The 26,409-nt window shown below is 38.9% G+C and carries 21 protein-coding genes; 11 read left to right on the forward strand and 10 right to left on the reverse strand.

All coding sequences use genetic code 11. The annotated features are described in order from the left end of the window. Positions 1-30 precede the first annotated feature (30 nt). From ABIB40_RS04145 to ABIB40_RS04165, 5 genes are all read right to left on the reverse strand, one after another. Entirely contained in the window at positions 31-792 is a 762-nt protein-coding gene (locus ABIB40_RS04145; RefSeq protein WP_354356261.1) for a TIGR03915 family putative DNA repair protein, read from the reverse strand. Continuing rightward, positions 792-2,051, reverse strand: a complete 1,260-nt coding sequence (locus tag ABIB40_RS04150; RefSeq protein ID WP_354356263.1) for a putative DNA modification/repair radical SAM protein — start codon at positions 2,049-2,051, stop codon at positions 792-794. Before ABIB40_RS04150 ends, ABIB40_RS04145 begins: the two co-directional genes overlap by 1 nt. A gap of 276 nt (positions 2,052-2,327) precedes the next feature. Next, positions 2,328-3,599, reverse strand: a complete 1,272-nt coding sequence (locus ABIB40_RS04155) for an MFS transporter (protein WP_354356265.1) — start codon at positions 3,597-3,599, stop codon at positions 2,328-2,330. A 156-nt stretch (positions 3,600-3,755) separates the two neighbouring features. Then, a complete protein-coding gene (locus tag ABIB40_RS04160) occupies positions 3,756-5,819 on the reverse strand; it encodes a TonB-dependent receptor (RefSeq protein WP_354356267.1) in 2,064 nt (687 codons plus the stop codon). A gap of 48 nt (positions 5,820-5,867) precedes the next feature. After that, the gene (locus tag ABIB40_RS04165; RefSeq protein WP_354356269.1) at positions 5,868-6,659 is read right to left on the reverse strand and encodes a glycerophosphodiester phosphodiesterase; all 792 of its coding nucleotides are present in this window, start codon (positions 6,657-6,659) and stop codon (positions 5,868-5,870) included. 395 nt (positions 6,660-7,054) lie between these two features. Between ABIB40_RS04165 and ABIB40_RS04170 the strand changes: the two genes are divergently transcribed. Beyond that, positions 7,055-9,274, forward strand: coding sequence for an NADP-dependent isocitrate dehydrogenase (locus tag ABIB40_RS04170; protein WP_354356271.1), 2,220 nt, complete (start codon positions 7,055-7,057; stop codon positions 9,272-9,274). Between the two features lie 105 nt (positions 9,275-9,379). Beyond that, positions 9,380-9,781: a hypothetical protein gene (locus ABIB40_RS04175; RefSeq protein WP_354356272.1), complete on the forward strand. Its 402-nt coding sequence runs from the start codon at positions 9,380-9,382 to the stop codon at positions 9,779-9,781. Between the two features lie 381 nt (positions 9,782-10,162). Here the strand turns inward: ABIB40_RS04175 and ABIB40_RS04180 are convergent, their stop codons facing one another. From ABIB40_RS04180 to ABIB40_RS04195, 4 genes are all read right to left on the reverse strand, one after another. After that, positions 10,163-12,115: a DNA polymerase III subunit gamma/tau gene (locus tag ABIB40_RS04180; RefSeq protein ID WP_354356274.1), complete on the reverse strand. Its 1,953-nt coding sequence runs from the start codon at positions 12,113-12,115 to the stop codon at positions 10,163-10,165. A gap of 130 nt (positions 12,116-12,245) precedes the next feature. After that, the gene (locus tag ABIB40_RS04185; RefSeq protein ID WP_354356275.1) at positions 12,246-12,710 is read right to left on the reverse strand and encodes a hypothetical protein; all 465 of its coding nucleotides are present in this window, start codon (positions 12,708-12,710) and stop codon (positions 12,246-12,248) included. A gap of 21 nt (positions 12,711-12,731) precedes the next feature. Further along, the gene (locus ABIB40_RS04190) at positions 12,732-13,157 is read right to left on the reverse strand and encodes a VOC family protein (protein WP_354356277.1); all 426 of its coding nucleotides are present in this window, start codon (positions 13,155-13,157) and stop codon (positions 12,732-12,734) included. An 81-nt stretch (positions 13,158-13,238) separates the two neighbouring features. Continuing rightward, positions 13,239-13,541 carry a hypothetical protein gene (locus ABIB40_RS04195; RefSeq protein ID WP_354356279.1) on the reverse strand — a complete coding sequence of 101 codons (303 nt, stop codon included), beginning with the start codon at positions 13,539-13,541 and terminating at the stop codon, positions 13,239-13,241. Positions 13,542-14,222: 681 nt separating this feature from the next. Between ABIB40_RS04195 and rpsF the strand changes: the two genes are divergently transcribed. The 4 genes from rpsF to ABIB40_RS04215 all read left to right on the forward strand — a co-directional run bounded on the left by rpsF (position 14,223) and on the right by ABIB40_RS04215 (position 18,316). Continuing rightward, a complete protein-coding gene (gene rpsF / locus ABIB40_RS04200; RefSeq protein ID WP_354356281.1) occupies positions 14,223-14,579 on the forward strand; it encodes a 30S ribosomal protein S6 in 357 nt (118 codons plus the stop codon). Further along, the gene (rpsR, locus tag ABIB40_RS04205; RefSeq protein ID WP_354356283.1) at positions 14,579-14,842 is read left to right on the forward strand and encodes a 30S ribosomal protein S18; all 264 of its coding nucleotides are present in this window, start codon (positions 14,579-14,581) and stop codon (positions 14,840-14,842) included. The genes rpsF and rpsR overlap by 1 nt, the downstream gene beginning before the upstream one ends. A gap of 14 nt (positions 14,843-14,856) precedes the next feature. Then, positions 14,857-15,300 (forward strand): 50S ribosomal protein L9, encoded by a 444-nt coding sequence (gene rplI, locus ABIB40_RS04210; protein WP_354356285.1) that lies wholly within the window; start codon positions 14,857-14,859, stop codon positions 15,298-15,300. A gap of 289 nt (positions 15,301-15,589) precedes the next feature. Beyond that, positions 15,590-18,316 carry a valine--tRNA ligase gene (locus ABIB40_RS04215; RefSeq protein ID WP_354356287.1) on the forward strand — a complete coding sequence of 909 codons (2,727 nt, stop codon included), beginning with the start codon at positions 15,590-15,592 and terminating at the stop codon, positions 18,314-18,316. 227 nt (positions 18,317-18,543) lie between these two features. On the opposite strand, the gene ABIB40_RS04220 is transcribed toward ABIB40_RS04215, so the two are convergent. Next, a complete protein-coding gene (locus ABIB40_RS04220) occupies positions 18,544-19,002 on the reverse strand; it encodes a type I restriction enzyme HsdR N-terminal domain-containing protein (protein WP_354356289.1) in 459 nt (152 codons plus the stop codon). A gap of 86 nt (positions 19,003-19,088) precedes the next feature. On the opposite strand from ABIB40_RS04220, the gene holA reads away from it, so the two are divergent. From holA to ABIB40_RS04245, 5 genes are all read left to right on the forward strand, one after another. After that, positions 19,089-20,105: a DNA polymerase III subunit delta gene (gene holA, locus ABIB40_RS04225; protein ID WP_354356291.1), complete on the forward strand. Its 1,017-nt coding sequence runs from the start codon at positions 19,089-19,091 to the stop codon at positions 20,103-20,105. A 93-nt stretch (positions 20,106-20,198) separates the two neighbouring features. Then, positions 20,199-21,968 carry a SusR family glycan utilization regulator gene (susR, locus tag ABIB40_RS04230; protein WP_354356293.1) on the forward strand — a complete coding sequence of 590 codons (1,770 nt, stop codon included), beginning with the start codon at positions 20,199-20,201 and terminating at the stop codon, positions 21,966-21,968. A 169-nt stretch (positions 21,969-22,137) separates the two neighbouring features. Then, complete coding sequence (locus ABIB40_RS04235) at positions 22,138-23,601, forward strand: glycoside hydrolase family 28 protein (protein WP_354356295.1); 1,464 nt, start codon at positions 22,138-22,140, stop codon at positions 23,599-23,601. Next, positions 23,598-24,611, forward strand: coding sequence for an aryl-sulfate sulfotransferase (locus ABIB40_RS04240; RefSeq protein WP_354356297.1), 1,014 nt, complete (start codon positions 23,598-23,600; stop codon positions 24,609-24,611). The genes ABIB40_RS04235 and ABIB40_RS04240 overlap by 4 nt, the downstream gene beginning before the upstream one ends. A 93-nt stretch (positions 24,612-24,704) precedes the next feature. Beyond that, positions 24,705-26,384 carry a PQQ-dependent sugar dehydrogenase gene (locus tag ABIB40_RS04245; protein ID WP_354356299.1) on the forward strand — a complete coding sequence of 560 codons (1,680 nt, stop codon included), beginning with the start codon at positions 24,705-24,707 and terminating at the stop codon, positions 26,382-26,384. The last annotated feature ends 25 nt before the right edge of the window (positions 26,385-26,409 follow it).

A 26,409-nucleotide genomic window follows, 5' to 3' on the forward strand; every position in this document is an offset into this window, starting at 1 on the left:
GATTTTTAGAGCAACGGAAGAATAGCTAATCTAAACCTTCTCAGTCAAATACTTCCAATACCGTTTCGGAACGTGCTGCAAGTGCAACCTGGTATTTTTTCTTGCTTTAATATTCGTGCTTTTGAAATAGGTTTTCCATAAGCTTTGGTAGAGTTCTTCGTCTTTGGCCAACATTTCTAATCCTGCTCTACTGTTTTTAAGTTCGTTGAAATCCATCTCTACATATTCTACGGTTTGCAAATCGTAGAAAATGCCGTAATGTCTTTTTTGGTCAAAGATTAACCATTTTTGGTCTTGGTAGCGTTGTTTAAAATGGCTGAGAATGAGTGGCAGCACATTAAAATCGGGTTCTATTTCTGAGAAATAAATATCATCACAAGTAAGTTTGAAACGCACAAAAGCTTCCATTCTATGCTTTTCTCGTCCAATCATTTTAACCTGTTGCGCCAATTTTAACACAGATGGATCGGCCATGTTCTGCAATACATTATCGTTTGGGTTTTTGAGCACGTACCTAATTACGTTTAGCAAATGGATTTCGCAATCGTCTTTTTCTGTTAAGATGGAACAAAGCAATTGGTGAATGCCTTTTTTGCCAATAATGGCGTTCAGCTTGGTGAAAACGCGTTCGGCCTTTACCCGATCTGTGATTACGATTTTTGCGTTGATAAACAAGAGCGGCAAAGGTGCGCTTTCTTTAACGATTTGCACTGGCGCCAACTTATATTCATACAGTTCGAACACGGCGGTTAGAAAACCTTCGAAACTTCCATCATAAATTAAAATGTGCATTAGAACAGAGAAAGTTGCGGTTTAAAATCGTTGGCATATTTGCTTTTTACCGTTTTTAAAATCACCGATTTTAAATCTGGACTATCCAATTTACTATAAGTTGCTTGGAATTGGTTAAAGCAAATAAAATGACTTGCGCGATTTAGCGCAACGCCCATCTTTTTAAGATGCGTTGTATTTAAAGTGCAAAATTTACGCGCAGAAACAATTTTCCATGCAGATTTTACGCCGATTCCGGGTATGCGCAAAATCGCTTCGAGATCTGCGTTTTGAATGTTTATGGGAAAAAAAGATTGATTTCTAAGCGCCCAAGCCAACTTCGGGTCCATATCCAGCGCCAAAAAAGGATCTTTCGGGTCTAAAATTTCCTCTGCTTTAAAACCATAAAAGCGCATCAGCCAATCGGCTTGGTATAACCTGTTTTCTCTAATTATGGGAACTTTGCTTTGGAGCGAGGGCAGCCTGGAATCATCACTTACAGGAATGTAACCGGAATAATAAACGCGTTTTAGCTTATAATCTTTGTAAAAATTATTGGCTATCGCAATGACTTCTAAATCTGTTTCTGGTGTAGCGCCAATGATAACTTGCGTACTCTGCCCAGCAGGGGCAAATTTCGGAGTAGATCTAAAAAGTTTTTTCTCTGATTTATAAGCGATGATTTCTTTGTTTACAAAGTCCATCGGGCCGGTCATGTCTTTGTGGTTTTTATCTGGTGCCAATAATTTTAAGCCTGCTTCGGTTGGCAGTTCTATGTTTACACTTAAGCGGTCGGCATACAATCCTGCTTGTCGCATCAATTCATTTGATGCGCCAGGAATGCTTTTTAAATGAATGTATCCGTTAAAATTTTCTTCTAAACGCAGTTTCTTGGCGACAGAAACCAAACGCTCCATGGTAGTGTCAGCATCTTTAAAAATGCCTGAACTCAGAAATAATCCTTCAATATAATTTCTACGGTAAAAGTTAATGGTCAGGTCTACCACTTCTTGCACGGTAAAAGCTGCGCGTTTAATGTCGTTGCTTTTTCGGGTTACGCAATACGCACAATCGAAAATACAAACATTGGTTAATAAGATTTTGAGCAAGCTTACACATCGGCCATCTTCAGTATAAGAGTGGCAAATGCCCATTCCTGTTGCGTTTCCCAAACCTTTTTCTTTATTGGCTCTTTTGCTTCCGCTCGATGAGCAGGAGACATCGTATTTCGCAGCATCGGCTAGGATGCTTAATTTTTCGGTTATCCGCTCAAAATTCATTTTCAAATATACTAATATTATTAGCTTAAAAACTAATAATATTAGTATATTTGTTTTTGAAAAGTTAAGGTGTAGAGTTAAGAAAGATTTTTATTAATGGAGATAGCCGGATATAAGTGGATTCAGTTTGTAGATAATTTTGCGTTAACGGGCGGCGCGGCATCCTTTTGTTGGCTATTTCTGCCAATAAAAGATACAGCTTAGCACGTGTAAAAACGCCCAAAAACATTTTAGTACTTATCAGCAATTAAAATTAGAATTAAAATGATGTTGCAATTAAACTGGAGTAAAAGCTGCTTCCTTCGCGTTCGGGGTAACCGGAATTTGCTGTGCCTTTAATTTTTGTTTTTTAAGGTAACTGTTATAAAAGAAAGCTACAATGATGGCAATAATACCTTCCCCCAAAACGGTGTTCTCTACACCAATGTAGTGAGAAATGGAGCCGACTAGCAAACTTCCAATAGGCACCATGGCGGTAAGCACCATCACAAAAACGCTTATTATTCTGCCGCGCAGCTCATGGGGCACAATCAGTTGGATGATGGTATTGGTGAGCGTAACGATGGCCATCATACCAAAAGAGGTAAAAATTAGGAATGCAAGTGCGAGCGGGAAAAAGGTGGTGTAAGAAAAAAGCATTAATCCCGTTCCAAAAATAAAGGTACTTCTCGCTAGGATTTTGCTTAAATCTGTATCTTTTTTTAAGGAGGCAAGATAAAGTGCACCGATAAAAGCACCGAGGCCAACAAAACCATCAATTACCCCAAAAGTTGACGCATTTCCCTTAAAAATATCTTTGGCAAAAACGGGCGTGAGCGTAGAAAAGGGCAACGCAAATAAATTTATCATGGCCGCAAAAACAATAACCGAGCTGATGGTTGCGGTATTTTTAATGTATTGGTAAGCCTCCGAAAATTCTTTCCTCAAATCTCTTTTGATGCCTGGCTTAGTCCTCGACTTATCTAAATGCATAAACAACAACGAAACGATAACGGCTATAAAACTTACGGCGTTTATGCCGAAGCATACTTGTTCTCCAAAACTTTCTAAAATAAAGCCGGCAAGTGCAGGGCCAATAAGTTTAGAAAGATTGACCATAGAAGAATTTAACGCTAATGCATTTGGCAAATCTTCATCTTTATCTACCATATCTCTTACCAGCGACTGTCGAGCGGGCACATCGAAACCGTTAACAATGCCTAGCATAACGCTCAGGCCAATAATCCACCAAACGGCGTCTTGCCTAAAGAAAATGATTGCAAGTGTAAGCAGCACAGCTTGCAGCAAAGAGATCACTTGGGTGATAAGCAATACGCGGTATCTGTTATATCTATCGGCGATGATGCCACCATATAGAGAAAATATTGCAGTTGGAAACAGCGTTGCGAATACAGAAACCCCAAGCATAAATTTAGAACCGGTAATGGAATAAATGATCCAACTTACCGCAGTTTTCTGCATCCAAGTGCCTATAAGCGATACAGATTGCCCAGCAAAGAATAAGCGGTAGTTTCTGCTTTTAAAAGAATTGAAAGTGGTGATATTCATTTATTGTTTTTGCCCAAATTACGTTATCGACGCAAAGATAACATTGCTTTCCCGAAGTTTCGGGACAGGCAGTGCTTCACAAGAATGATTCCGTGCGGTTTCAAAAGAGCAATCGGCTCGGCCGAAATTCTAGCGTCGGGTTTTAACCCGATGCATTTAAAATGCCAAATTAATTCCTGTATAAATATTAACGGTGGCAGATGGATTATAATATCTTCCACCAAATGCGTTCAAATCATTTCCTAAGCTATATTTGCGATTGAGGATGTTATTTATGCCAATGTAAAAATCTAAGCGGCCGCCAAAAACCTGTTTACCTCTCATTCCTGCTTTCGCATCTAACAGGTTATAGCTTTTTGCATAAGCCGAGTTGCCGTCATTTAGCGGGATTTTATCGGTAAAATTATTTTGGACAAAAAGGTAGAAGCCTTTTTTAAAACCAAGGTCAACACTGTTTACCCAAACGTTTTTGGGCACACCAGTTAAATTATTTCCACCATAATTATTTGTGCCATCACTAAAATCTGTAAACTTAAAATGGTTTAAGGTGTAACTAGATGCTAATTTGAGCAAATTTAAAAAGCCGTCTGCTTTTTTCAATAAAACAAAAGAGCCTTCAAACTCTAAACCTTGCTGACTTGTTCCGCCTGCATTTATAAAAAATTCATTGCCATTTGCATCAAGCCTTCTAACAATGGCGTCTGCTAAATTAAACCTAAATAAATTTGCGTTTAGGTAGAATTTGTCCGTCTGATACCTAATTCCAGTTTCGTAATTCCAACCGAGTTCTGCTTGCAGATTTGCGTTTATTTCGTTATTAGACGATCGAACCTCGGCAATGGTAGGTGTAGAATACCCGCGACCAGCAGTTGCGCGAATGGCCAACTTGTTTGTAAATAAATAAGACACCGCAGCTTTTGGCATCCATTGGTGTTTAAATTTATTTTCTTGTTTTGCGATGGCTACTGGCGCAAGGCTTTCATAATTGTAACGGTAAAAATTTAAACTGCTAGCAAGCTCCATTAAAAGTTTTTTATTTACATCTACCTTTAATTTTACGAAGGCAAAAGTTTGGCTTGCCTTTAAATTGTCAAACGCTTGTATAGCCGCTGGTGCGCCTTTGTTGTTGTCGAAGTTTCTAATTTCGCTTCCAGTTTGCGAACTTTCTACTCCAAGCTGAGCGTTTACACGATTATTTTGAAACAATTTTGTGTAATCCAGAAAAGTCCTCAATCCCAATGTGTTTTCAAAACGTTTTTCGTAGTTGGTAATAAAAGGATTTCTGAAATCGGTATATGAGCCAAATACTGCCAAAACATGCTTAAAGTTTTTGTTAAATTGGTAACTGTTTGAAAGCCCTGCGAAAATGGTTTTGTTGTAAATGGCTGCTTGTTGTTCGATAGCGCCGGGCAACGTTTTGGTAGCCTGTCTCGCAAACTTTGGGTTTTCTGCCAATTGGCTTGCTGTTAATCCACCAGGTGTTTGATAGGTTAAATCGCTGTAAAAAATTAGCGCATGGAGGTTTGCTTTTGGGCTGTATTGCCAACGCTGCGTAGTTTGGATAAACTTTCTGTCCATGGCACTATTTTGCCTGTAACCATCGCTCCGTTGGTAAGCTTCGGAAATGCTGAATTGATAATTTTTGAAGGTACGTTGCACATTTGCATGCTGCGAAAATAATCCATACGACCCACCAGAAAGGCCAATTTCTGTAGCATTATTTTGGTTAGATTTTGGATTGATAAGCACAACGCCACCTGTATTGGCACCAAATATACTCCCATCCGGGCCTTTGTAAATTTCCATCGATCCAATAGAGTTTAGATCTAATAGATTTAGATAAGTATTTCCTCCTGCATCCGTTAGGGGAAAATCATCAATGTAAATCTTTACGTTTCTTATCCCGAAAGGAGAACGAAGCAAACTGCCGCGCAAGGATAACCGATAACTTCCTGGAGAGCGTTCTTCCATTCGTACGCCTGCAATTGTATTTAATGCACCAACCAACGATGTTGTATTTTCGTTTTTAAGCGTACCACTATCTAACATGCTAACTGCCGCAGTAGAACGAATAAGCGGTTCTTGGTTGTAATAGCCTTTTACGGTAACTTCGTGAAGCTTTTTTGCAGAATCTACAGGCAGAGTTTGCGCAGAAATGTTTTCGCAAAGCGAGAAGAAAAGGACGGTAATTGCGAAAAACCGAGCTAAATTTAATTGCATACGCTGTTGATCGGGTTCGATATTAAAAGGATGAGGAAATTTATAAAATTATTTTTTTAGCGCTTTTTCCTTGCTCAAAAGTAGTTCGGGCTCATTGGTGGTGATAAAATCGAAGCCATCTTTTAACAACCAATCCATATCTTCTGGATTATTAACCGTCCAAGCGTTTAGGGTGATGCCTTTCTTTTTCGCCATAGAAATCCAGTCTTTGTTTTTTTGGAACGCCGTAAAATAATAATCAACACCCGTTAGGCCATCTGCGGCGACTTCCTCAGGCGTTTTGTTCGCTTCTAAATATTGTGTGGTAGCTTTTGGATCTAGTTGATGTACTTTTTTTAAGATGTTGTAATCAAAACTGATGTAGCCCACCAATTTTTGCGCATTAAGGTCTTTTACCGTTTGCACTACTTTAGTGGCCACTTTATCGGCCCGTTCTGCACCACCATCGTAAGGTTTTATTTCGCAAACCAGCATGGTGCCAGAGTTGTTCGCTAGCCCTGCAGAAAGGTACTCGTGCAGCGTAGGTAGTTCTTCTCCATTGCTTAACTTAAATTTACGCAGTTCGGCAAAAGTAGTTTTTTCAATTTCTAGGTTGTTAAAATCTGGGTCATGATGAATTACCAAGCTGTCGTCTGAGGTCATTCTAACATCAAATTCAGAACCCCGATACCCCAATTTTATTGCTTGTTTTAAGGAGGCGATGGAGTTTTGTGGCAAACCTAAAGTTTTCCAGGCGCCACGATGAGCCACGACCACATTTTTATGAAAATTTGTTTTGTTCTGCACAATCTTACAAGATGTTAAAATTATGGCGACTAAGCCGATGAATATAATTCGCATAATGGATTTTTTGCAAAGATAAGGCAAAGAGTTTAACTGTAGCGTTAAGTTTTTAGAGGTTTTGTGGCTGTGGGTTTTCGCTAGTTGTAATTTTATATAGCTATTAATTTCTTTTTTGAGATTGCTTCGTGCCTTGCAAAGACAATCGGGCTAGGCAATTTGTCAAAAACTTAATGCCACATGTTTGTCGAGGTTAAAAAACTTGCCAGACAAGCATTGTGCATGATGAATTTATTTCTAGAGTAAAATGTCTGATTTCCAATTTCTGACCTTTGATTTCTCTTTTAACACACTAATGTTCAAAATTTAGCTAGTTTCCATTATCTTTAGCCGATTTTTAAGTTGTTTAACAGATAGGATCGTTTTTTTTACATTTTCAATTAATATTAAGCTGCATGTCAAATCCATCAAAAATAATTTACACCAAAACAGACGAGGCCCCAATGTTGGCCACTTATTCTTTGCTTCCTATCATACAGGCATTTACAGCTCATGCAAATGTCGATGTAGAAAGTAGAGATATTTCTTTAGCAAATAGAATTTTGGCTAATTTTTCTGGTCTTTTAACAGAAGATCAAAAGGTTGGAGACGCATTGGCAGAATTAGGAGCGTTAGCCACAACTCCAGAAGCCAACATTATTAAGTTGCCAAATATTTCGGCGTCTATCCCGCAATTAAAAGAAGCCATTGCAGAGTTGCAATCTCAAGGCTATAAAATTCCAAATTTTCCAGAAAACGCGCAAAGCGATGAAGAAAAAGATATTAAGGCAAAATATGGCAAAGTTTTAGGTTCTGCGGTAAATCCAGTTTTAAGGGAAGGCAATTCAGATAGGAGAGCACCACGTGCTGTTAAAAATTATGCTAAAGCGCATCCACACAGTATGGGAGCATGGTCGGCAGATTCTAAAACACGAGTGGCGAGTATGTCTGCACACGATTTTTACGGCTCTGAGAAATCTGTTACCGTAAAAGAGGCAACACAATTTAAAATAGATTTTATATCTGCCGATGGAAAGGTAGAAAATTTAAAAAAGCTTGCGCCACTTAAAGCGGGCGAAGTGATAGATTGCTCTGCTTTGAGCATTTCGGCTCTAAAGGAATTTGTGGCAAAAGAAATCGCGGTAGCAAAAAGTGAAGGTGTTTTATTGTCTGCACATTTAAAGGCAACCATGATGAAGGTTTCTGATCCCATTATTTTTGGTGCTATTGTAGAAGTCTATTTTAAAGACGTTTTTATCAAATACGCAGAATTGTTTAAAACACTAGGCGTAGATACGAGCAACGGATTGGGTGATGTATATGCAAAGATAAAAGGGAATGCAAAAGAACAAGAGGTAATTGATGCCCTTGCGGCTGCGATGCGCGATAGCGCCCAATTAGCCATGGTAAATTCTGATAAGGGAATTACCAATTTGCACGTTCCATCTGACGTAATTGTAGATGCATCTATGCCAGCAATGATCCGTAGTTCTGGCCAAATGTGGAATGCAGAAGGAAAATTACAAGATACCATTGCATTAATTCCAGATAGAAGTTACGCAGGGATATATACTGCCACCATAGAAGATTGTAAGGCAAACGGCGCGTTCGACGTAACCACCATTGGTTCGGTGCCAAACGTTGGTTTAATGGCCCAAAAGGCAGAAGAATATGGCTCGCACGATAAAACTTTTCAGGCCAAAGGCGAAGGCACAATCCAGGTAAGCGATGCAGATGGAAAGGTGTTTTTTGATCAAAAAGTTGCCAAAGGCGATATTTTTCGCATGTGCCAAGCAAAAGACGCAGCCATCCAAGATTGGGTAAAATTGGCGGTAAACCGTTCGAGGTTATCTAACACGCCAGCTATTTTTTGGTTGGATGAGAACCGTGCACACGATAGGGAAATGATCGCAAAAGTAAATACCTATTTGCCTCAGCATGATACCAAAAATTTAGACATTCGCATATTATCGCCAATAGCGGCAACTAAATTTACTTTAGAAAGATTGCGTAAAGGATTAGATACCATTTCTGTTACCGGGAACGTACTTCGCGATTATTTAACAGATCTTTTCCCAATTTTAGAATTAGGTACTTCGGCAAAAATGTTGTCGATTGTGCCTTTGATGAATGGTGGCGGATTATTCGAAACAGGTGCGGGTGGTTCTGCGCCAAAACATATAGAACAATTTTTACAAGAAGGTTATCTCCGTTGGGATTCGCTTGGAGAGTTTTTAGCCTTGGCTGCTTCCTTAGAACATTTGGGCCAAACGCTAGACAATCCAAAAGCATTGGTGTTAGCAGAATGCTTAGACAATGCAACAGATAAATTTTTGGAAAATGATAAATCTCCTGCTCGCAAAGTTGGGCAGTTAGACAACCGTGGATCGCATTTTTATTTGGCACTTTACTGGGCAGAAGCGTTGGCATCGCAGGTTAAGGATATAGATTTGCAGCAAAAATTTACGGCCTTTGCAAAATTTTTAAAGGAGAATGAAGATAAGATTACTGCAGAATTAATCGGTGCGCAAGGTAAACCTCAAGATATTGGTGGTTATTATAATCCAAATGATGAATTGGGAAGTAAAGCGATGCGGCCGAGTGAAACATTTAATGCAGCAATTGCAGGTTTGTAAAAAGGTGCTGCTCTTTTTGGAGATTATTGGTGTCGCTTTAGAACAAGGTTTTTAAAACCAAAGTGTATATCGACTGTTTGTTAATGAAAACTAGAACATATTGTTATGGAAAACGATCATAAAAAACAAGCGCAAGATAAATTAAAGAGCACTACAGAAGGCACTGAGGTAAATAAGGAAAACTTAGCTTACGATGAGCACAAGCAGAGTTATGAGCTTGATGTAAAGGGAGAGAACAAAGAATACGATCACCCAATGGGATACGAAACTGTAGCGCAAGGTGCAAAAGACGATGATTCTACGTATGATAATTCTAATCCTTACATCGGCGATGAGTATGCCGATAAAGCTGAAATTGCAGACGATGAATTAGAGGAATTGGGTATGCATGTAGACAGCGGCCAAAGCGTAAAGGTTGGCAAAAACGATGAAGCCCTCGCTCATACACCAGAAGATGATAGAGCAGATTTGGATGAAGAAGGTTATCCAAAAAATGATGAGAAATAACTTTCCGTTTTGAAGTTGTTAAAATCCCAAGCTGATGTATACATTGGTTTGGGGTTTTTGTTTTTAAACTCTTCTGGCGTTTCCAAAACTTACGCAAAGTAGAGCTCGTAGTTGTATTTATGCGTTTTTAAAATATTAATTATTAGTGGACTAACTTTTAGTTGAACACCCGCGTCTGTGATGACCGCTATGAAAGAGGGGAATTTTCCATCATATTTTATAAACACCTTACTGGGGTGGTTATTTTGAGGCAATTGATAATGCACTCATGATTAAAGAGGAGTTTTTTTGGTTAGATAAATTGCAGGACATTACTTGGCAGCAATCAAACAATATTCATGGCATAACAGATTGCTTCGTTCCTTGCAATGACGAATTTTTTTAAGGACTCACATCCAAATTAAACTTCCGCCGCATCTCATCCAACTTTGGGTTTTTGGCAACCAGGTAATCATATTTTTCCCTATTGCCATAAAGTCGATTTTCTACTTTACGTTCGCTACGCTTGTAGATAATTTCTATGCCAAAATTATCTAAGGTATTTCTAAGGTAGTTAAGCAGGTCTATCGAACCTTTTTGAACCATTTCTTCTTGGGTTTTGCTCTCCACAAAAACTTCAATTACATGGTTTTCTTTTAAAACCGGCGGAAAGCTATTTAGAATGGTGTAAAGATTTATTTTATCGTCGGCTTTTAATTGAGTGGCATAATTGCTCCAAACCTCAAATAGCCTTTCGGCACTAAATGGATTTCTAGTTTCTCCAGTAATTTTTTTTGGTTCCTCCGCTTCGTCGCCACCGACAACTTTTTGCAAATCGGTAAGGGATGGAATAAGCGAGCTAACCGCATTAATCGGTTTTTTTATTTTTATAGAGGTGCTAGAAGAGTTGTTTTCGTCGGTCGTTGGTCTTTCAGCCTCAACCTCGTTGGTCGTTGGTCGTTGGTCGTTACTGGGCTCACTTTCGCTTTGGTCTCTGGTCTTTAGTCTTTCAACTTTGATCTCGGCCTCAACCTTATTTTCGCCTTGGTCTTTGGTCTTTAGTCTTTCAGCCTTAATCTCAGCCTCAACCTCGTTAGTCGTTGGTCGTTGGTCGTTTCTGGGCTCACTTTCGCTTTGGTCTTTGCTCTTTATTCTTTCAGCCTTAGCCTCACCCTCAGTTACGCTAATCGTTTTTTTTTTATCCGGATTTTCGTCCGCCGATGTTTGAGAGTTAGCAATGGGTTGTTGAGCTAATTTGACTGCTTCTTTAATGTGGCACATTTTAATTAAGGCCAACTCTACCTGCAACCGCTGATTTTTAGATGTTTTATAATTGAGGTCGCAATTATTGGCGAGGTTTAAACCGGTTAACAGAAAAGAAAGAGCTGTTTGCTGTGCTTGCTGCAAATAGCGCTTTTTTATGTTTTCGCTTACCTCCAGTAATTTCACGGTTGTCGCATCTTTGCTTACCAATAAATTTCTAAAATGGCTTGCCAACCCGTTTATAAAATTGTTGCCATCAAACCCGTGATTCAAAATTTCATCAAATAACAATAAGGTTTCGCTTACTGCGGCTTGATTTAAATAATCGGTTAGCTTAAAGAAATAGTCGTAATCTAAAATATTTAAGTTGTCTATTACCGAGTTGTAGGTGATCTGTTTATTAGAATAACTCGCAATCTGATCAAACATAGAAAGTGCATCTCGCAAACCACCATCAGCTTTTTGCGCAATGATATGTAGTCCGTCTGCATCCACAGTAATGTTTTCTCGCTCTGCGATAACAGCCAAGTGTGTTGCAATGTCATCAACCTGGATTCTATTGAAATCGAAAATTTGGCAACGCGACAAAATGGTTGGCAAAATCTTGTGCTTTTCTGTTGTGGCGAGGATAAAAATTGCATAAGGTGGGGGTTCTTCTAAAGTTTTTAAAAACGCATTAAAAGCACTAGCAGAAAGCATGTGCACCTCATCTATAATGTAAATTTTATATTTTCCGGCCTGCGGCGGGATGCGAACTTGTTCAATTAAACTTCTAATGTCATCTACAGAATTGTTAGAAGCAGCATCTAATTCATGTACATTAAAAGAGTTGCCATTTTGGAAAGAAAGACAGTTTTCACAAGTTCCGCAGGCTTCTACATCTGCACCCAGATTGGTGCAATTAATGGTTTTTGCCAAAATTCTTGCACAGGTAGTTTTGCCAACGCCTCGCGGACCACAGAATAAAAATGCCTGCGCCAATTGGTTATTTTTGATGGCGTTTTTTAACGTTCCGGTAATATGTTGCTGACCAACAACCGTTTCGAAGGTTGCCGGCCTATATTTGCGCGCTGAAACAATAAAATTTTCCATCGGTACGAAATTAAGAAAATTTTATTGAGTAGGAACGTGGTGATGGCAAATGTTGAAAAATCGGTTTTATGGATTGATTTTTTGTAATATAATTTAAAAGTCTGACATCCTTACACATTAGCACTACTTTTTATTTTTTCTGTCCATTCCACCATAGCTTTATTTTTTCAACTCGTTTCGCGTCTGTTTTTGCGCAACTTGTTAAAAAAGTTGGATATTGTTTGTTGTCTTTGTATGCCTCTATGATGTCCATAACTTGCCCACCAATTGTCGAAATGTCACTTAAAGGTGCATAAGAGCATAGAGCGCTCATCACACATTTTGCAGGCGCTGTCGAGCTTATTAAGTTCATCAAGCTGTCAATATCCTTGTCTTTTAGCCAATTCTCAGAAGTTCGCACTCCAACAATGGTCAAAATATGAGTTTTTTTCGAATTTTCTTTATCAATTTTAAGTAGGTCAATAAATTGGAAAACCGTTAGCTTGTTAATGTTTATAAAGCTTGAATTAAAAGCATGATTATTTTGTTTTGTCTGTCCATCAGCTGTAAGCGAGGCAAAAATTAAAATTGCTACCGTTGCTAATTGTCTGTTCATATCTTTTCGTTTTGTTAGACTTTATGCCGTTGGCTTATCGTAATTTACCATCCAATTGATGCCGAACTGGTCTGTCCACATACCAACATAAGCGCCCCAAAAAGTATCTGCCAATGGCATGGTTACTGTTCCTTCGGCAGAAAGTTTGGTACACAAGTCGTCGGCTTCTTCTTTAGAGCTGGCTGCAATAGAAATCGAAAAATTATTGCCAATAACAAGTGGCGGGCTAAAGCCATCAATGGAATCACTGCCGTAAAGCGTGGTTTCTGCGCTGATGGGCAAATTAACATGCATAATCTTGTTTTTATCTTCGGCTGCACCTTCTTGCTGCGGCATATCTCCAAACCTGTTAAAGTCTTTTAGCTCGCCGCCAAAAGCACTTTGATAAAATTTAAAAGCAAGTTCGCAATTGCCGTTAAAAGTTAGATAAGTATTTACAGTCGCCATAGTTATAAGTTTAAAATTTGATTTTCTAATAAGTCTGGTAAAATTTAATTTACAATCAAGAAAACGGTAAAGTTCTCTAATTTAGTTATTTCTAGACAGTCTAATTAATTCTCGAAACAGCGACATTTGCCGAAAGAATTTTTTAAAATGATAAATAGTTGCTGCTACAAACATTAAAAGACCAACTACCAAAAAAAGAACTGAAAAAACAGTCCATCCATCTGAACTCGTTCTATCTAAAAATATGCTAATGATTAATAGCCACAGTAACACTTCCATGATACAATAAAAGCCAGTAAAGCACATGTTGCTGCTTAAATTTATTTTTAAGTTTTTTAATTCTTCCTTAGAATAATGTTGACTATCTGCTTTGGTATTCTTCACAAGTTCTTTTTTTACTAAAATAGAAAATTTCTCTTAAAAAAAGTAGAATAGCCTTTTTTGCGGCGATTGCGAGGTTTTAGGTTGGTTTGCAGAAGCCTTTGTTTCTAAACCCGGGTGTAGCGGCAGCGTTTATTTTTTCTTCCGAAAAAAATAAACCTACAGCGGAACACGGGGCTGCAGGAGTTTTTTAGCAGGGTCTGAGCGTTTTCTAATTCTTTTTATTGTAACCACAGCGCGCTAAGGTTTTTATAAAGATCACAAAGGGTTGGAGGTTATTTCTTGCGCTCTTTATGCGATTTTCTCCGTGTTCTTTATGATTGTATTTTCAGCAACCGAGGGGCACTTTTTGCTTGGTTTTCTAGTTCTTTTTATTGTAACCACAGAAGGCGCAGAGGATCTCGCAAAGGACACACAGACGTGGAGGTTATTATCCTTGGCGTTGTATGTTTAATTTTCTGTTTAAGACTGCTTCGTGCCTTGCAGTGACGACTCCTTTAGGCGGTTGTGTCTTTCTGCTTTAGACTTTAAGCTTTAAGCTTTCTGCTTTAGACTTTGGTCTTTTTGCTTTAAGCTTTATGCTTCAGTTTCATTCTTTTTCATCCAGTTTGATTTAACCAAAAATATCGCTACATTTGCAGCCCGAATTGTATCGGGAATAAACAAATAATCAATCAATTAACAATGAATCAGTACGAAACTGTTATCGTTCTAACCCCGTTGTTATCAGACGAAGCTGCAAAAGAGGCTATGGCCAAATTTGTAGGTATCATTACTGATAGCGGAGCCGAAATTATCCAAGAAGATAGTTGGGGTTTGAGAAAATTAGCGTATCCGATTGAAAAGAAGACAAACGGATTTTTCAATTTAACCGAGTATAAAGCAGACGGTGAATTGATCGGCAAATTAGAGCTTCAATTAAAACGCGATGAGCGTGTGTTGAGATTTTTAACCGTAAGGTTAGACAAACATGCCATTGCTTATAATGAGAAGAAGCGTAGTGGTGCTTTTAATAAAAAACCTAAGGAGGTAGCAGCGTAATGGCAAGAGAACAGATACAATACGTAACCGCCCCTAAAGTAGAGGACAATCGTAAAAAATATTGCCGTTTTAAGAAAAATGGTATCAAGTACATCGATTATAAGGATGCAAACTTTTTAATGAAGTTTATAAACGAACAAGGTAAGTTATTGCCTAGACGTTTAACAGGTACTTCTTTAAAGTTTCAACGCAAAGTGGCCCAAGCGGTAAAACGCGCTCGCCACATTGGTTTGTTGCCTTATGTTGCAGATCAATTAAAATAGGAGGCTAAGTAGATATGGAAATTATATTAAAACAAGATATTAAAGGCCTAGGCGAAAAAGATGATCTAGTTACGGTGAAACCCGGTTTCGGTCGTAACTATTTAATCCCAAAAGGTTTTGGTGCATTGGCAACTGTTTCTGCAAAGAAAGTGTTGGCAGAAAACCTTAAACAAGCAGCTTTTAAACAAGATAAGATTAAAAAGGACGCGCAAGGTATAGCAGAACGTTTAACAGATGTTAAGCTTACCATTGGTGCTAAAGCTGGCGAAAGCGGAAAGATTTTTGGTGCAGTAAATACCATTCAAATTTCTGAAGCATTAAAGGCCAAAGGCTTTGAGGTAGATCGCAGAAGAATTACGTTCGAAACCGAACCTAAATTTATTGGTGAATATGTTGCCAACTTAAATTTACACAAAGAGGTTAAGGTACAAGTTCCTTTCGAGGTTGTTGTAGAGTAATTTTTCTTTATAGATTATACGAGGGCTTTGCATTTTTGCGAGGCCCTTTTTTTGTTGGGTAATGATAGGTTTTAGGTGATAGGGTGTAGGTTTTAGGGTTGGGAGTTATTTGTCTCAAATCTCCAATTCCAATGCGACGGGTTGAAACCCATCGCTATTAAATCGGCCGCTCCGATGGAGCTTGATGGGTTTTTAGTGGCCTCGCGTATGAAGTTACGGTCTCAAATCTCAAATCTCACATCTCAAGTCTCACTAAAATACTTATTTTTGCCTTTTCATAACATTTCAAATGAGCATTTCCACCAAGTACAATCCCGCAGAAACAGAAGATAAATGGTATAGCTATTGGTTATCCAAGAAGTTTTTTCATTCAGAGCCTGATGAACGCGAACCTTATACCATTGTAATTCCGCCGCCAAATGTTACCGGTGTGTTGCACATGGGGCACATGCTTAACAACACCATACAAGATGTGTTGATTAGAAAGGCACGTATGCAGGGCAAAAATGCGTGTTGGGTTCCTGGCACAGATCATGCCTCTATTGCTACCGAAGCAAAGGTTGTGGCCATGCTTAAGGAAAAGGGAATCGACAAAAAAGATTTATCCCGGGAGGAATTTTTAAGTTATGCTTGGGAATGGAAAGAGAAATATGGTGGCATTATTTTAGAACAGTTAAAAAAGCTTGGTGCCAGCTGCGATTGGGATCGAACACGTTTTACCATGGAAAAAGATCTTTCTGAAGCGGTAATTGATGCGTTTATTCATTTGCATAAAAGAGAACTAATTTATCGCGGCAAGCGAATGGTAAATTGGGATCCAAAAGGGATGACTACCGTTTCTGACGAGGAGGTAATAAGGAAAGAAGTAAATCAAAAATTGTATTTTATAAAATATGAGATAAAGCGGGAACGGGTCGATATTCTCAACTCTAAACCGCCAACTTTCCTTACTGTCGCGACTACTCGCCCCGAGACCATTATGGCAGATGCAGCAATTTGTATCAATCCGAATGATGAACGCTTTAAGCATTTGAAAGGTAAGATGGTTTACGTTCCACTTGTGAATCGCGAAATACGCATAATTCAGGATGAATACGTTGATATTGATTTTGGCACAGGCTGCTTAAAAGTTACGCCAGCGCACGATTTGAATGATTATGAGCTGGGCGTAAAGCACCATCTACCGGTAATCGATATCTTAAATGATGATGGAACTCTAAACGAATCAGCAATCATTTTGGTCGGCGAAGATCGTTTTGTGGCGAGAAAGAAAATAGCCAAAATGCTTGAGGAAGCTGGACATTTGGAGAAAGTAGAAGACTACAAATCGCAGGTTGGTTTTTCTGAGCGTACCGATGCTGCTATAGAGCCGAAACTTTCTATCCAATGGTTTGTAAAAATGAAAGAATTAGCGCAGCCTGCTTTAGCCGATGTGTTAAATGGCGAGGTAAATCTGATTCCAAATAAGTTTGAAAACACCTATAAACATTGGATGGAAAATGTGCGCGATTGGAACATATCGCGGCAACTTTGGTGGGGACAACGCATTCCGGCTTGGTATGGTCCAAGAAGTTTGATGTACGATGGCCCGGACCATATTGAAATTGCAAAAACAAAGAAAGATGCGCTAGAAAAGTTTAGAGAATATTATAGGAGACCGATAGAACATGCTGGTAGCGACGAGATTTTTTATACTGAGAATCAAATTTCTAAAGCTCTTGATAATATTCGCCAAGATGACGATGTAATGGATACTTGGTTTTCTTCCTGGCTGTGGCCAATTTCTGTGTTCGATGGTTTTAAAAACCCCGATAATAAAGACATAAACTATTATTATCCAACAAACGATTTAGTAACTGCGCCAGAAATTCTGTTCTTCTGGGTGGCGAGAATGATCATGGCCGGACATGAGTTTATGGGCAAAAAGCCATTTACAAATGTTTATTTAACCGGAATTGTTCGCGATAAGTTGGGACGCAAAATGTCTAAATCTTTAGGTAACTCGCCAGATCCAATTGAATTGATTGGAAAATATGGTGCTGATGCTGTTCGTGTGGGCATGTTGATGTCGTCGCCAGCAGGCAACGATTTAATGTTTGATGAAAGTTACTGCGAACAGGGTAGAAACTTCGCAAATAAAATATGGAATGCTTTCCGCTTGGTTAAAGGTTGGGAAGTTGATGAAAAGTTAGAAAATCCAAATAAGCAAGCTATTGCTTGGTTTGAGAGCCGTTTTAATGAAGCTTTGATAGAAATTGAGGCCAACTTTAAGCAATATCGTTTATCAGAAGCGTTGCTGATTACTTATAAGTTAGTGTGGGATGATTTCTGCGCTTGGTATTTAGAGATGGTTAAACCCGCCTATCAGCAACCTATAGATAAAGCAAGTTTTGACGCTACGGTTGGATTTTTCGAAAAAATAATTAAGCTATTGCATCCAAACATGCCTTTTATTACAGAGGAATTGTGGCATGATGATTTGTTTGCCGCGCGTGGAGAAATGGATTGCTGTATTGTTGCCGATTTTCCGAAAGTGGAGGATGTAAACGAACCCCTTTTAAAAGAAGCCGAAGTAATTAAAACCGTTGTTGCAGAAATTAGAAATGTGCGCAACCAGAAGCAGATTTCACCGAAAGAAGAATTGTCTCTAAGCATTAAAGTAAACTCTCATTTAAATTATTCGAATTGGTTAACGATAATCTCTAAACTCGCCAATGTTTCTACCGCAGAGGTGGTTAGCGATAAATTAGTGGGCGCTACTGCTTTTATGGCTGGCAAAGATGAGTTTTTTATCCCGCTGACGGAAAATATAGATGTTGAAGCAGAAAAAATACGTTTGAAAACCGATTTGGTTTATTTGCAGGGCTTTCTAAAATCTGTAAACGCAAAGCTTGGTAATGAGCGTTTTGTGCAAAATGCAAAGCCAGAAATCATCGCCAACGAGCGAAATAAGCAGGCAGATGCAGAAGCGAAGATCAGAATTATAGAGGAAAGCCTTGGAGAGTTAGAAGGTTAGGGGTTAGTGTTTAGTTGTTTAGATATGCGACGTCATGTTGAGTGCAGCGAAACATCTCACTTGCTAAGCTTTTGGTTTTAGTCTTTTCATAAATAGCGCATGCATGTCGCGTGTGTCTGAAACATCCAACTTCCTAAGCTTTCGCATTCCCCTTTCAGTATTTTTTATAGCTATGAGAAAAAAAAACAGGGTAGAATTAATTGGAAATATCTTCTAAATCTACGAAGTTACAAATTTAGATAAAGAGGTAACTCTTCCACAAATTCGGCTTCGCCGGATGTAAAGTTTAGTTTCGCATAGACGTGCTTTAAGCCGTTGGTAAGTACAATCCATGGTGCTTGATGGATAGAATTGTAGCGCAGTGCTTGGTCGAAAACGGTTTCGGTAATTTTAACCTTTGGAGCTTTGCATTCTATTAGCATCAGTTTTTCGCCATTTGCATTAAACACTAAAATGTCGCTACGCTTTTGTAGTTGATTTAGCACAAGCCCGCCCTCAATATTGATTAGCGTTTTTGGGAATTTATGGTTTGCGATTAAATGTTGGATAAAATGCTGCCTCACCCATTCTTCTGGCGTAAGTACCAAGTGTTTTTTGCGCAACTGATCGAAAATGAAAACCTGATTATCCTTTTCGGTAATTTTAAATGGATAGGGCGGAAGGTTTAAAGGCGTTGGTTTGAACATGTTTGCAATTTCAAAGGTATCATTTGTGTATAAACATTTCTAGTAATTTCTGAAAACCTAAAAGCTAAATTGTAATTTTACCTTTAATGACCGCTGGAGACATTATTAAAGACATTAAAAATCGCACCATTAAGCCTGTGTATCTGTTGCATGGCGAAGAGGCTTATTATATCGATTTAATTAGCGATTATATTGAGGATAATTTGCTTAGCGATGCCGAAAAAGGCTTTAACCAAACCATTTTTTACGGAAAGGATACCGATATGGCAAACGTAATTGGGGCAGCAAAGCGGTATCCCATGATGAGCGATTACCAGGTAATCTTGGTAAAAGAAGCACAGGATATGAAATGGGCAAAAGACGAAGGGAAAGATGCAGAAATTGCGCTAAACTATTTTGAAAAACCATTGCCTAGTACCGTGTTGGTCCTGGCGTTTAAATACAGTAATTTTGATAAGCGCAAGAAAATATACAAAGCCATCTCTAAAAGCGGATTGGTTTTTCAATCTGATGCCGTTAAAGATTATAAGCTGGCGGTCTGGATTGATGATTTTGTAAAATCCAAAGGATATGCGATAGATCAACAGGCTACATCGCTGTTGGCAGAATATTTAGGTGCTGATCTTTCTAAAATGGCCAAGGAGATTGAAAAGTTAATGCTCAATGTGTCTAAAGGGCAAATTATTAATTCTGATTTGGTTCAACGAAATATCGGCATTAGCAAAGATTACAATGTGTTCGAGTTGCAGAAGGCGTTGGCAGTTCGCAATGTTTTTAAATGTAACCAAATCATTAATTACTTTGCAGACAATCCAAAATCTAATCCACTGCCACTGGTTTTCGGAAATCTGTACAGTTACTTTTCTAAAATCTTAAAATATCATTATTTGCCAAATAAAGGTAATGCCGCACAAGAGCTGGGCGTTCCGCCGTTTTTTATTAGAGATTATGAAGTGGCCGCAAAAAATTATCCCACTCAAAAAGTGTTCGAAATTATTAGCTACCTGAGGGAATATGATTTGAAAAGCAAAGGCTTGGAAAGTACCGGCAATACCGAACAAGGCGATTTGCTGAAGGAAATGATATTTAAAATGGTGCATTAAGTTTACTTTTAGACACACTTTGTAAATCTTATTTTTTATTTTACTAATGATAATGTTTATATCATTGATAGAGATGCACATACCAGCGTTTACTTGATTTTTTTCCGTACGGGCGGTTTAAATTCGGACAGTTCTGCTTTTGTATCCAAGAGCCCTTTAAACGAAGAGGCTAAGTTAAAATCTGATGTTGTTTTTAGTTATATGATGATTACAGGCCAGGAAAATGAACAGTTGACACAAACTAAGGTCAACTTGTTTATTAAAGTTTTACTATCATTTTTCTTGGTGCTTGGAGTGTCGTACAATTCAGTAGGCCAACCTCCTGCCGACAGCCTTCTTAAAGTACTGAAAGTTGAGATAAGAAAAAAACAGTCTTATGATCAGGCAAAGGAAAATCGCATAAATGCATTAAAATTTAAATTATCGCGCGTACCGGCAACTGATTTTTCTAAACAGTACCTAATCTGCAATCAGATATTTGAGGAGTATAAAGATTTTAAATTTGATTCTGCTTTTGTTTATGTGCAAAAGCTGTTGCAGATAAGTAAACTTACCGATGACCTAAGCAAACAATTTGAAAGCAAAATTAAGTTGGGCAGTATCCAATTGTCTGGCGGAATGTTTAAAGAAACATTTGACTGTTTAAGACAAATTAACACGGCAATACTAGGCGAGAAAGTTAAACTAAAGTATTATAGCTTAAAGTCGCGCGCTTTGTGGGACCTAGCTGCCTATAACAGAAGTACTTTTTCTTCCCCTGCAAACCGAGTAAGGTCAATGGCTGTGCTCGATTCTGCTATTGCGTTAACGCTATCTGGATCGTATGAAAATTACAAAATGATAGCAGAAAGGGAAGCCCTTTATGGAAGGCCAAAGAAAGCGATTGGTATTTTAAGAATGTTAATGGTCGATTCTAAGTATACAAGTCATCAACGAGCAATGGCGGCCAACGACCTAAGTCATTTAACTACGGGAGAAGAAAAGAATAGGTTGATCACGCTAGCTGCTATTTATGATATCCGTTCATCAACCAAACAAACATTGGCCGTTTTTACGTTAGGCAAACAGCAGTTTAGTACTGGGAACGTTAACGACGCGATACTACTTTTGCGCGAGGCACTCGATCAGGCTACTTTTTATGGTAATAAACCTCGTGCAAGAGAGGTAACCGCCATTTTGACTCAAGCTTCCGCTCAGAAACTTATTGATTCTGAAAATAGTAAAAATCAGCTGCTAACCATTCTAATTGTGATAGCGGCATTTGTGCTCAGTGGTTTAGCTTTGATTTCGTTTATAGTTTATACCCGGCTAAAACGGGTAAAAGTTAGAGAGCAACTCGTTCATCAAAGAAATCAGCAGCTAGATCATATCAATAAAAAACTGATGGAAGATGCTCGAATTAAAGAAGAATATATTGGCTATTTCTTTAATGTAATTTCGGGTTACATCTTAAAACTCGCAAAAATTAAGAGAAATACAGAGCGAAAAATTAAAGAGAAAAATTATGAAGACCTGCTTCAGATTGCGAGAGAAATAGATATTAAGGCAGAACGTGAGAATCTGTTTTATACATTTGATCATGTTTTTCTTAAGCTCTTCCCAAATTTCATCGACACGTTTAATTCTCTCTTAAAACACGACGATCAGATATTTCCAAAAGAGAACGAGCTCTTGAATACCAGCCTTAGGATATTTGCATTGATGCGACTGGGAATAAGCGATACCCAAACGATAGCCAATATTTTAGAGACAGCCGTAAGCACCGTCTACACCTACAGAAATCGAATAAAATCAAAGGCAATTTTGCAGGGAGATGACTTTGATCAGCAGATTATGCAAATAAAGTTTGTGGATATTTCTTAGATTTTTATGGTTTTAATGTCAGATAAACATCTGATTATAAGTGATTTGATTTTTAGTGCTTTTTGATTTTTTTGGCTGCTGCCTTCAGAACGGTAGAATACAAGAAGCGAATCGTAAGTTTGTTGAAAGGCTTGTTATAAAATTTCTAACCAACAATCCCCTATAAAGGATGAACGTAAAATGTAAAAGCAGCTGTCTAACCGCAGTATTCTTAATCTTTCAGATTTTTACAGTTTCGGCTAAAGATTACACTGCCGCATTTTTTGGTATTGCACCCGGCGGTACGGTTTTAAATACGCGCTCCATCCAATTCGGCATAGATTACATCAGCGAAAATGGAGGTGGAAGACTGGTTTTTTCAGAGGGCAAATACTTAACCGGCGGCATCCATTTTAAATCAGATGTTACCATTCATTTAGAAAAAGGAGCGGTGTTGATGGGGTCTACAAATCCATTTGATTACGACCGGCAGAACACTCCTTTCGACCATAATTTTAAAACTTCGCTTGCGCTGATACTCGGACTAAACCAAAAAAATATTGGCATAACCGGCCCCGGAGAAATTGATGGACAGGGAAAAGCACTCGCCGCTGCGGTGGGCGAACTCGTAAAAAAAGGCTTAATAAAAGATCGTTCCGTTAGTCGGCCTGATGAAGATAAACGGCCAATGATTATTAATCTGTTCGGTTGCGATGGCGTTACCGTTAAAAATATCACATTAAAAAATTCGTCGTGTTGGACAGAATGTTACAACCAGTGCAAAAACGTTGTAATTGATAGTATCCGTGTAGAAAGTCGCGCGTTTTGGAACAATGACGGTATCGACATTGTGGATTGTACAAACTTTAAGGTAAGTAATTCCTATTTCGACTGTAGCGATGATGGCATCTGTTTGAAATCGTTGGAACCAGATAAGTCGAACGAAAGTATTTTAATTGAAAATAACAGCATGACCACCGATGCCAGTGGCATAAAGTTTGGAACGGCCTCCTTGGGAAGTTTTAAAAACATCCGCATCCTCAACAACAAAGTGTTTGATACCAATCGCTCTGCAATTGCTTTAGAAGCGGTAGACGGTGCAACTATTGAAAATATTGAAATTGATGGCTTACAGGGTACAAATATTGGTAATGCCATATTTTTACGCGCCGGTGCACGCAAAGGTAACCGTAATGGTAAAATCGAAAATGTATCTATCCAAAATGTTAATGTGGAAATACGTACCGAAAAAAATCCACTTAAGGCAATGCCTGGTATAGTAATTGGCGGTATGCCCAATCAGATTATCAATAACGTAAAGCTAAGAAACATTGTAGTAAAATTTCCTGGGGGCGCAGATAAAGCTTCGGCAAAAATTTCTATTGCTAATCTAAAAGATATTCCCGAGAAGGCAGATGGCTATCCCGAATACGATATGTTCGGCCAGTTACCTGCATGGGGCGTATTTATTCGCCATGCCCGTAATGTACAATTTGGCGGTCTTTCTATAACCGCCGCTAAGGCCGACTTTAGAACTGCGATTGTGCTAGATGATGTGCATCAGTCTACATTTAAAAAACTGATAGTAAAAGAACCTAATAGTAAAAATAAAATTTTCACGGCAAACTCATCAAGCATAACTCCAAAAAAATGAAGCCCTTTAAAAAAGTAAGTTTTTCGGCCCTAGTATTAATTCTTGGGCTGATGACTAGTTTCAGCAAACAATCAACCGCGCAAACAGCTGCTGCAGATAAACCCGCTGCACCAACAACTTTACCAGGAAATGGACTCAAGCATTTTGACTTTTTTTATGCAGGCGAAGCTAAATCGCGCAATATGTATATTGTGCGGAACGGCAAGATTACCTGGTCATACATCGATACTGTAGGCCGTGGCGAAATAAGCGATGCAATTTTAATGGACAATGGAAACGTGCTATTCGCTCATCAGTTCGGTGTAACCCTTATTAACCGCGATAAAAAAGTGCTTTGGAAATACGATGCGCCAGAAGGATTTGAGACGCATACTGCTCAGCTTATTGGAAAGGACCATGTAGTGTTTGTTCAAAATGGAAACCCAGCCAAAGTATTTGTGATGAACATCAGAACAAATAAGGTAGTAAAAGAATTTGTATTGCCTTTTAAGAGTGGTACACATGGCCAAATAAGGCATGCCCGTTTGACGAAAGCAGGAACTTTACTTATTGCCCACATGGATCTAGGTAAAATAAACGAATACGATGTTAATGGAAAAATACTAAATTCGATAGACGCGCCTGGTGCATGGAGCGGAGTTGAACTTAACAACGGAAATATTTTAATCGCCAGTAACGACCATTATGTGCGCGAGGTTGCCCGTGATGGCAAGACTGTATGGGACTTCGATTTAAAGGAATTGCCCGATTATAAAATAGCTCCACAAGTTGCCCAACGTCTGCCGAATGGCAACATATTGGTCAATAGTTGGTTTAATCAATGGGACGGCAAAATCGACGAAACCAATCGCCCGGTGCAGGCCATTGAAATTATGCCTGATAAAAAGATAGTTTGGGCGTTGAGCTCATGGGATGCGCCCGCAAATTTAGGCCCTGCAACAATTATACAGCTATTAAAAGACCCAAATAATGCTGGTTATGAGAAAGCGCATTTTGGGAATATAAAGTGATGTAACTACTTAAACGTTGAGATTTTGGGCATAATGAGTTGCTAAGTAGAACTTATGTTTGGGTAAAGAACCTCTGACAATATAAAAAATAACATGAAGAAAATTTACATCAACGGCTTACTTTTACTGGCATTAATTGCAACGGTAACATTATCATCATTAAAATACAGTGGCAAACAAGATGAATTAGTAAATGCGGGCTTAATTATTCCGCAAGGCTTTTCGGCAGTGAAACTTATTGAAGGAATAGGTAAGGCGCGCCACCTCATTGTTACGCCAAAAGGAAATATTTACGTAAGGTTGGCGAAGCCCGTGAACAACCAAGGCACCTTGCTATTGCGAGAAATTAATGGGAAAGCCACGGTAAAATCGGGATTTGGCAATTATGGTGGCACAGGTGTAAGGCTATATAAAGACCATTTGTATGTGGCTTCCAATTCAGAAATATTTCGATATAAAGTCGATGCCAATGACAACGTCATGAATCCAGATGAACCCGAAACTATTGTAACTGGTCTTGTTGATAAGAGCACGCATGAAACCAAATCCATTGTAATGGATAATAATGGAAATATGTATATTCCCATTGGTTGCCCATCTAACTCCTGCCAAATAGAAGATAGGAAAAAAGGGTCATTGGGGCAGCCTGGTTGTCCGTTGTTGAAAACAGCAGGCGGTGTTTGGCAGTTTAGTCCAAATAAGCCAAATCAAACTTACGCTGACGGTATTCGGTATGCAACTGGCTTACGCAACGTAGTTGGTGTTGATTGGAATCAGCAGACCAATCAACTGTATGTAATGCAGCATGGCCGTGACCAGCTGGATAACTTATTTCCGGACCTTTTCAACGCCAAACAAAATGCCGAGACACCTGCCGAATGCATGTATGCGCTAAAAAAAGGCGATAATGCGGGCTGGCCCTTTATTTATTATGACCGTTCGCAGAATAAAAAGATACAAGCTCCAGAATATGGTGGCGATGGAAAGAAAGAAGGCAGTTCAGAATACATCGACCCAGTTGTTGCCTTTCCGGCACACATGGCGCCTAATGACATCTTGTTTTACACGGGAAACCAATTCCCCGCAAAATACAAAAACGGTGCTTTTGTTGCCTTCCATGGCTCGTGGAATCGGGCACCCGAACCGCAGGCAGGCTACTACGTGGTTTTTCAGCCATTTAAAAATGGCAAGCCCTTTGGTAAATGGGAGGTTTTCGCAGATGGATTCTCAGGATCCGCCGAGAAAACTGCATCAGGTAGGGCAGATCATCGTCCTTGTGGACTTGCACAAGGACCAGATGGCTCCTTATACGTAACCGACGATTCGAAAGGTGCCATTTATAAAATCTCCTATAAAGGTGGAAGCTCTAGTTTACATACAAAAGAAGCTGTAGCTAAACCGTCCGTTTCAAAAGCTGTTAGCACAAAAATACCAACTGCCATTAAAGCATCTTATTTGGCTGGAGCAACTGTTTATGCGAAAAATTGCCAGACCTGCCACATGGCTGATGGCGGCGGTGTACAAAATTTAAATGCTCCTTTATCCAAAACCGATTATGTGCTCGGAGACAAAACTAGACTGATTAAAACGCTGCTCAAAGGCATGAAAGGCGTTGATATTAATGGGGAAAGCTATAGCAACGTGATGCCGGCGCATGACTTTTTAACCAACAAACAAGTTGCGGACGTGCTTACTTATGTTCGCAATAGTTTTGGCAATAAAGCCAGTGCCGTAACCAATGCCGAAGTTGCTGCGGCCCGTAAAACCAAATAACCACTTTAACCTGTTCAATAGCCCG

The sequence above is a fragment of the Pedobacter sp. UYP30 genome (genome assembly GCF_040547165.1).
GTDB lineage: Bacteria > Bacteroidota > Bacteroidia > Sphingobacteriales > Sphingobacteriaceae > Pedobacter.

Coding starts and splice junctions, on each gene's coding strand:
- ABIB40_RS04145 (WP_354356261.1), bottom strand. CDS start 792: ATGCACATTTTAATTTATGATGGAAGTTTCGAAGGTTTTCTAACCGCC.
- ABIB40_RS04150 (WP_354356263.1), bottom strand. CDS start 2,051: ATGAATTTTGAGCGGATAACCGAAAAATTAAGCATCCTAGCCGATGCT.
- ABIB40_RS04155 (WP_354356265.1), bottom strand. CDS start 3,599: ATGAATATCACCACTTTCAATTCTTTTAAAAGCAGAAACTACCGCTTA.
- ABIB40_RS04160 (WP_354356267.1), bottom strand. CDS start 5,819: ATGCAATTAAATTTAGCTCGGTTTTTCGCAATTACCGTCCTTTTCTTC.
- ABIB40_RS04165 (WP_354356269.1), bottom strand. CDS start 6,659: ATGCGAATTATATTCATCGGCTTAGTCGCCATAATTTTAACATCTTGT.
- ABIB40_RS04170 (WP_354356271.1), top strand. CDS start 7,055: ATGTCAAATCCATCAAAAATAATTTACACCAAAACAGACGAGGCCCCA.
- ABIB40_RS04175 (WP_354356272.1), top strand. CDS start 9,380: ATGGAAAACGATCATAAAAAACAAGCGCAAGATAAATTAAAGAGCACT.
- ABIB40_RS04180 (WP_354356274.1), bottom strand. CDS start 12,115: ATGGAAAATTTTATTGTTTCAGCGCGCAAATATAGGCCGGCAACCTTC.
- ABIB40_RS04185 (WP_354356275.1), bottom strand. CDS start 12,710: ATGAACAGACAATTAGCAACGGTAGCAATTTTAATTTTTGCCTCGCTT.
- ABIB40_RS04190 (WP_354356277.1), bottom strand. CDS start 13,157: ATGGCGACTGTAAATACTTATCTAACTTTTAACGGCAATTGCGAACTT.
- rpsF (WP_354356281.1), top strand. CDS start 14,223: ATGAATCAGTACGAAACTGTTATCGTTCTAACCCCGTTGTTATCAGAC.
- rpsR (WP_354356283.1), top strand. CDS start 14,579: ATGGCAAGAGAACAGATACAATACGTAACCGCCCCTAAAGTAGAGGAC.
- rplI (WP_354356285.1), top strand. CDS start 14,857: ATGGAAATTATATTAAAACAAGATATTAAAGGCCTAGGCGAAAAAGAT.
- ABIB40_RS04215 (WP_354356287.1), top strand. CDS start 15,590: ATGAGCATTTCCACCAAGTACAATCCCGCAGAAACAGAAGATAAATGG.
- ABIB40_RS04220 (WP_354356289.1), bottom strand. CDS start 19,002: ATGTTCAAACCAACGCCTTTAAACCTTCCGCCCTATCCATTTAAAATT.
- holA (WP_354356291.1), top strand. CDS start 19,089: ATGACCGCTGGAGACATTATTAAAGACATTAAAAATCGCACCATTAAG.
- ABIB40_RS04235 (WP_354356295.1), top strand. CDS start 22,138: ATGAACGTAAAATGTAAAAGCAGCTGTCTAACCGCAGTATTCTTAATC.
- ABIB40_RS04240 (WP_354356297.1), top strand. CDS start 23,598: ATGAAGCCCTTTAAAAAAGTAAGTTTTTCGGCCCTAGTATTAATTCTT.
- ABIB40_RS04245 (WP_354356299.1), top strand. CDS start 24,705: ATGAAGAAAATTTACATCAACGGCTTACTTTTACTGGCATTAATTGCA.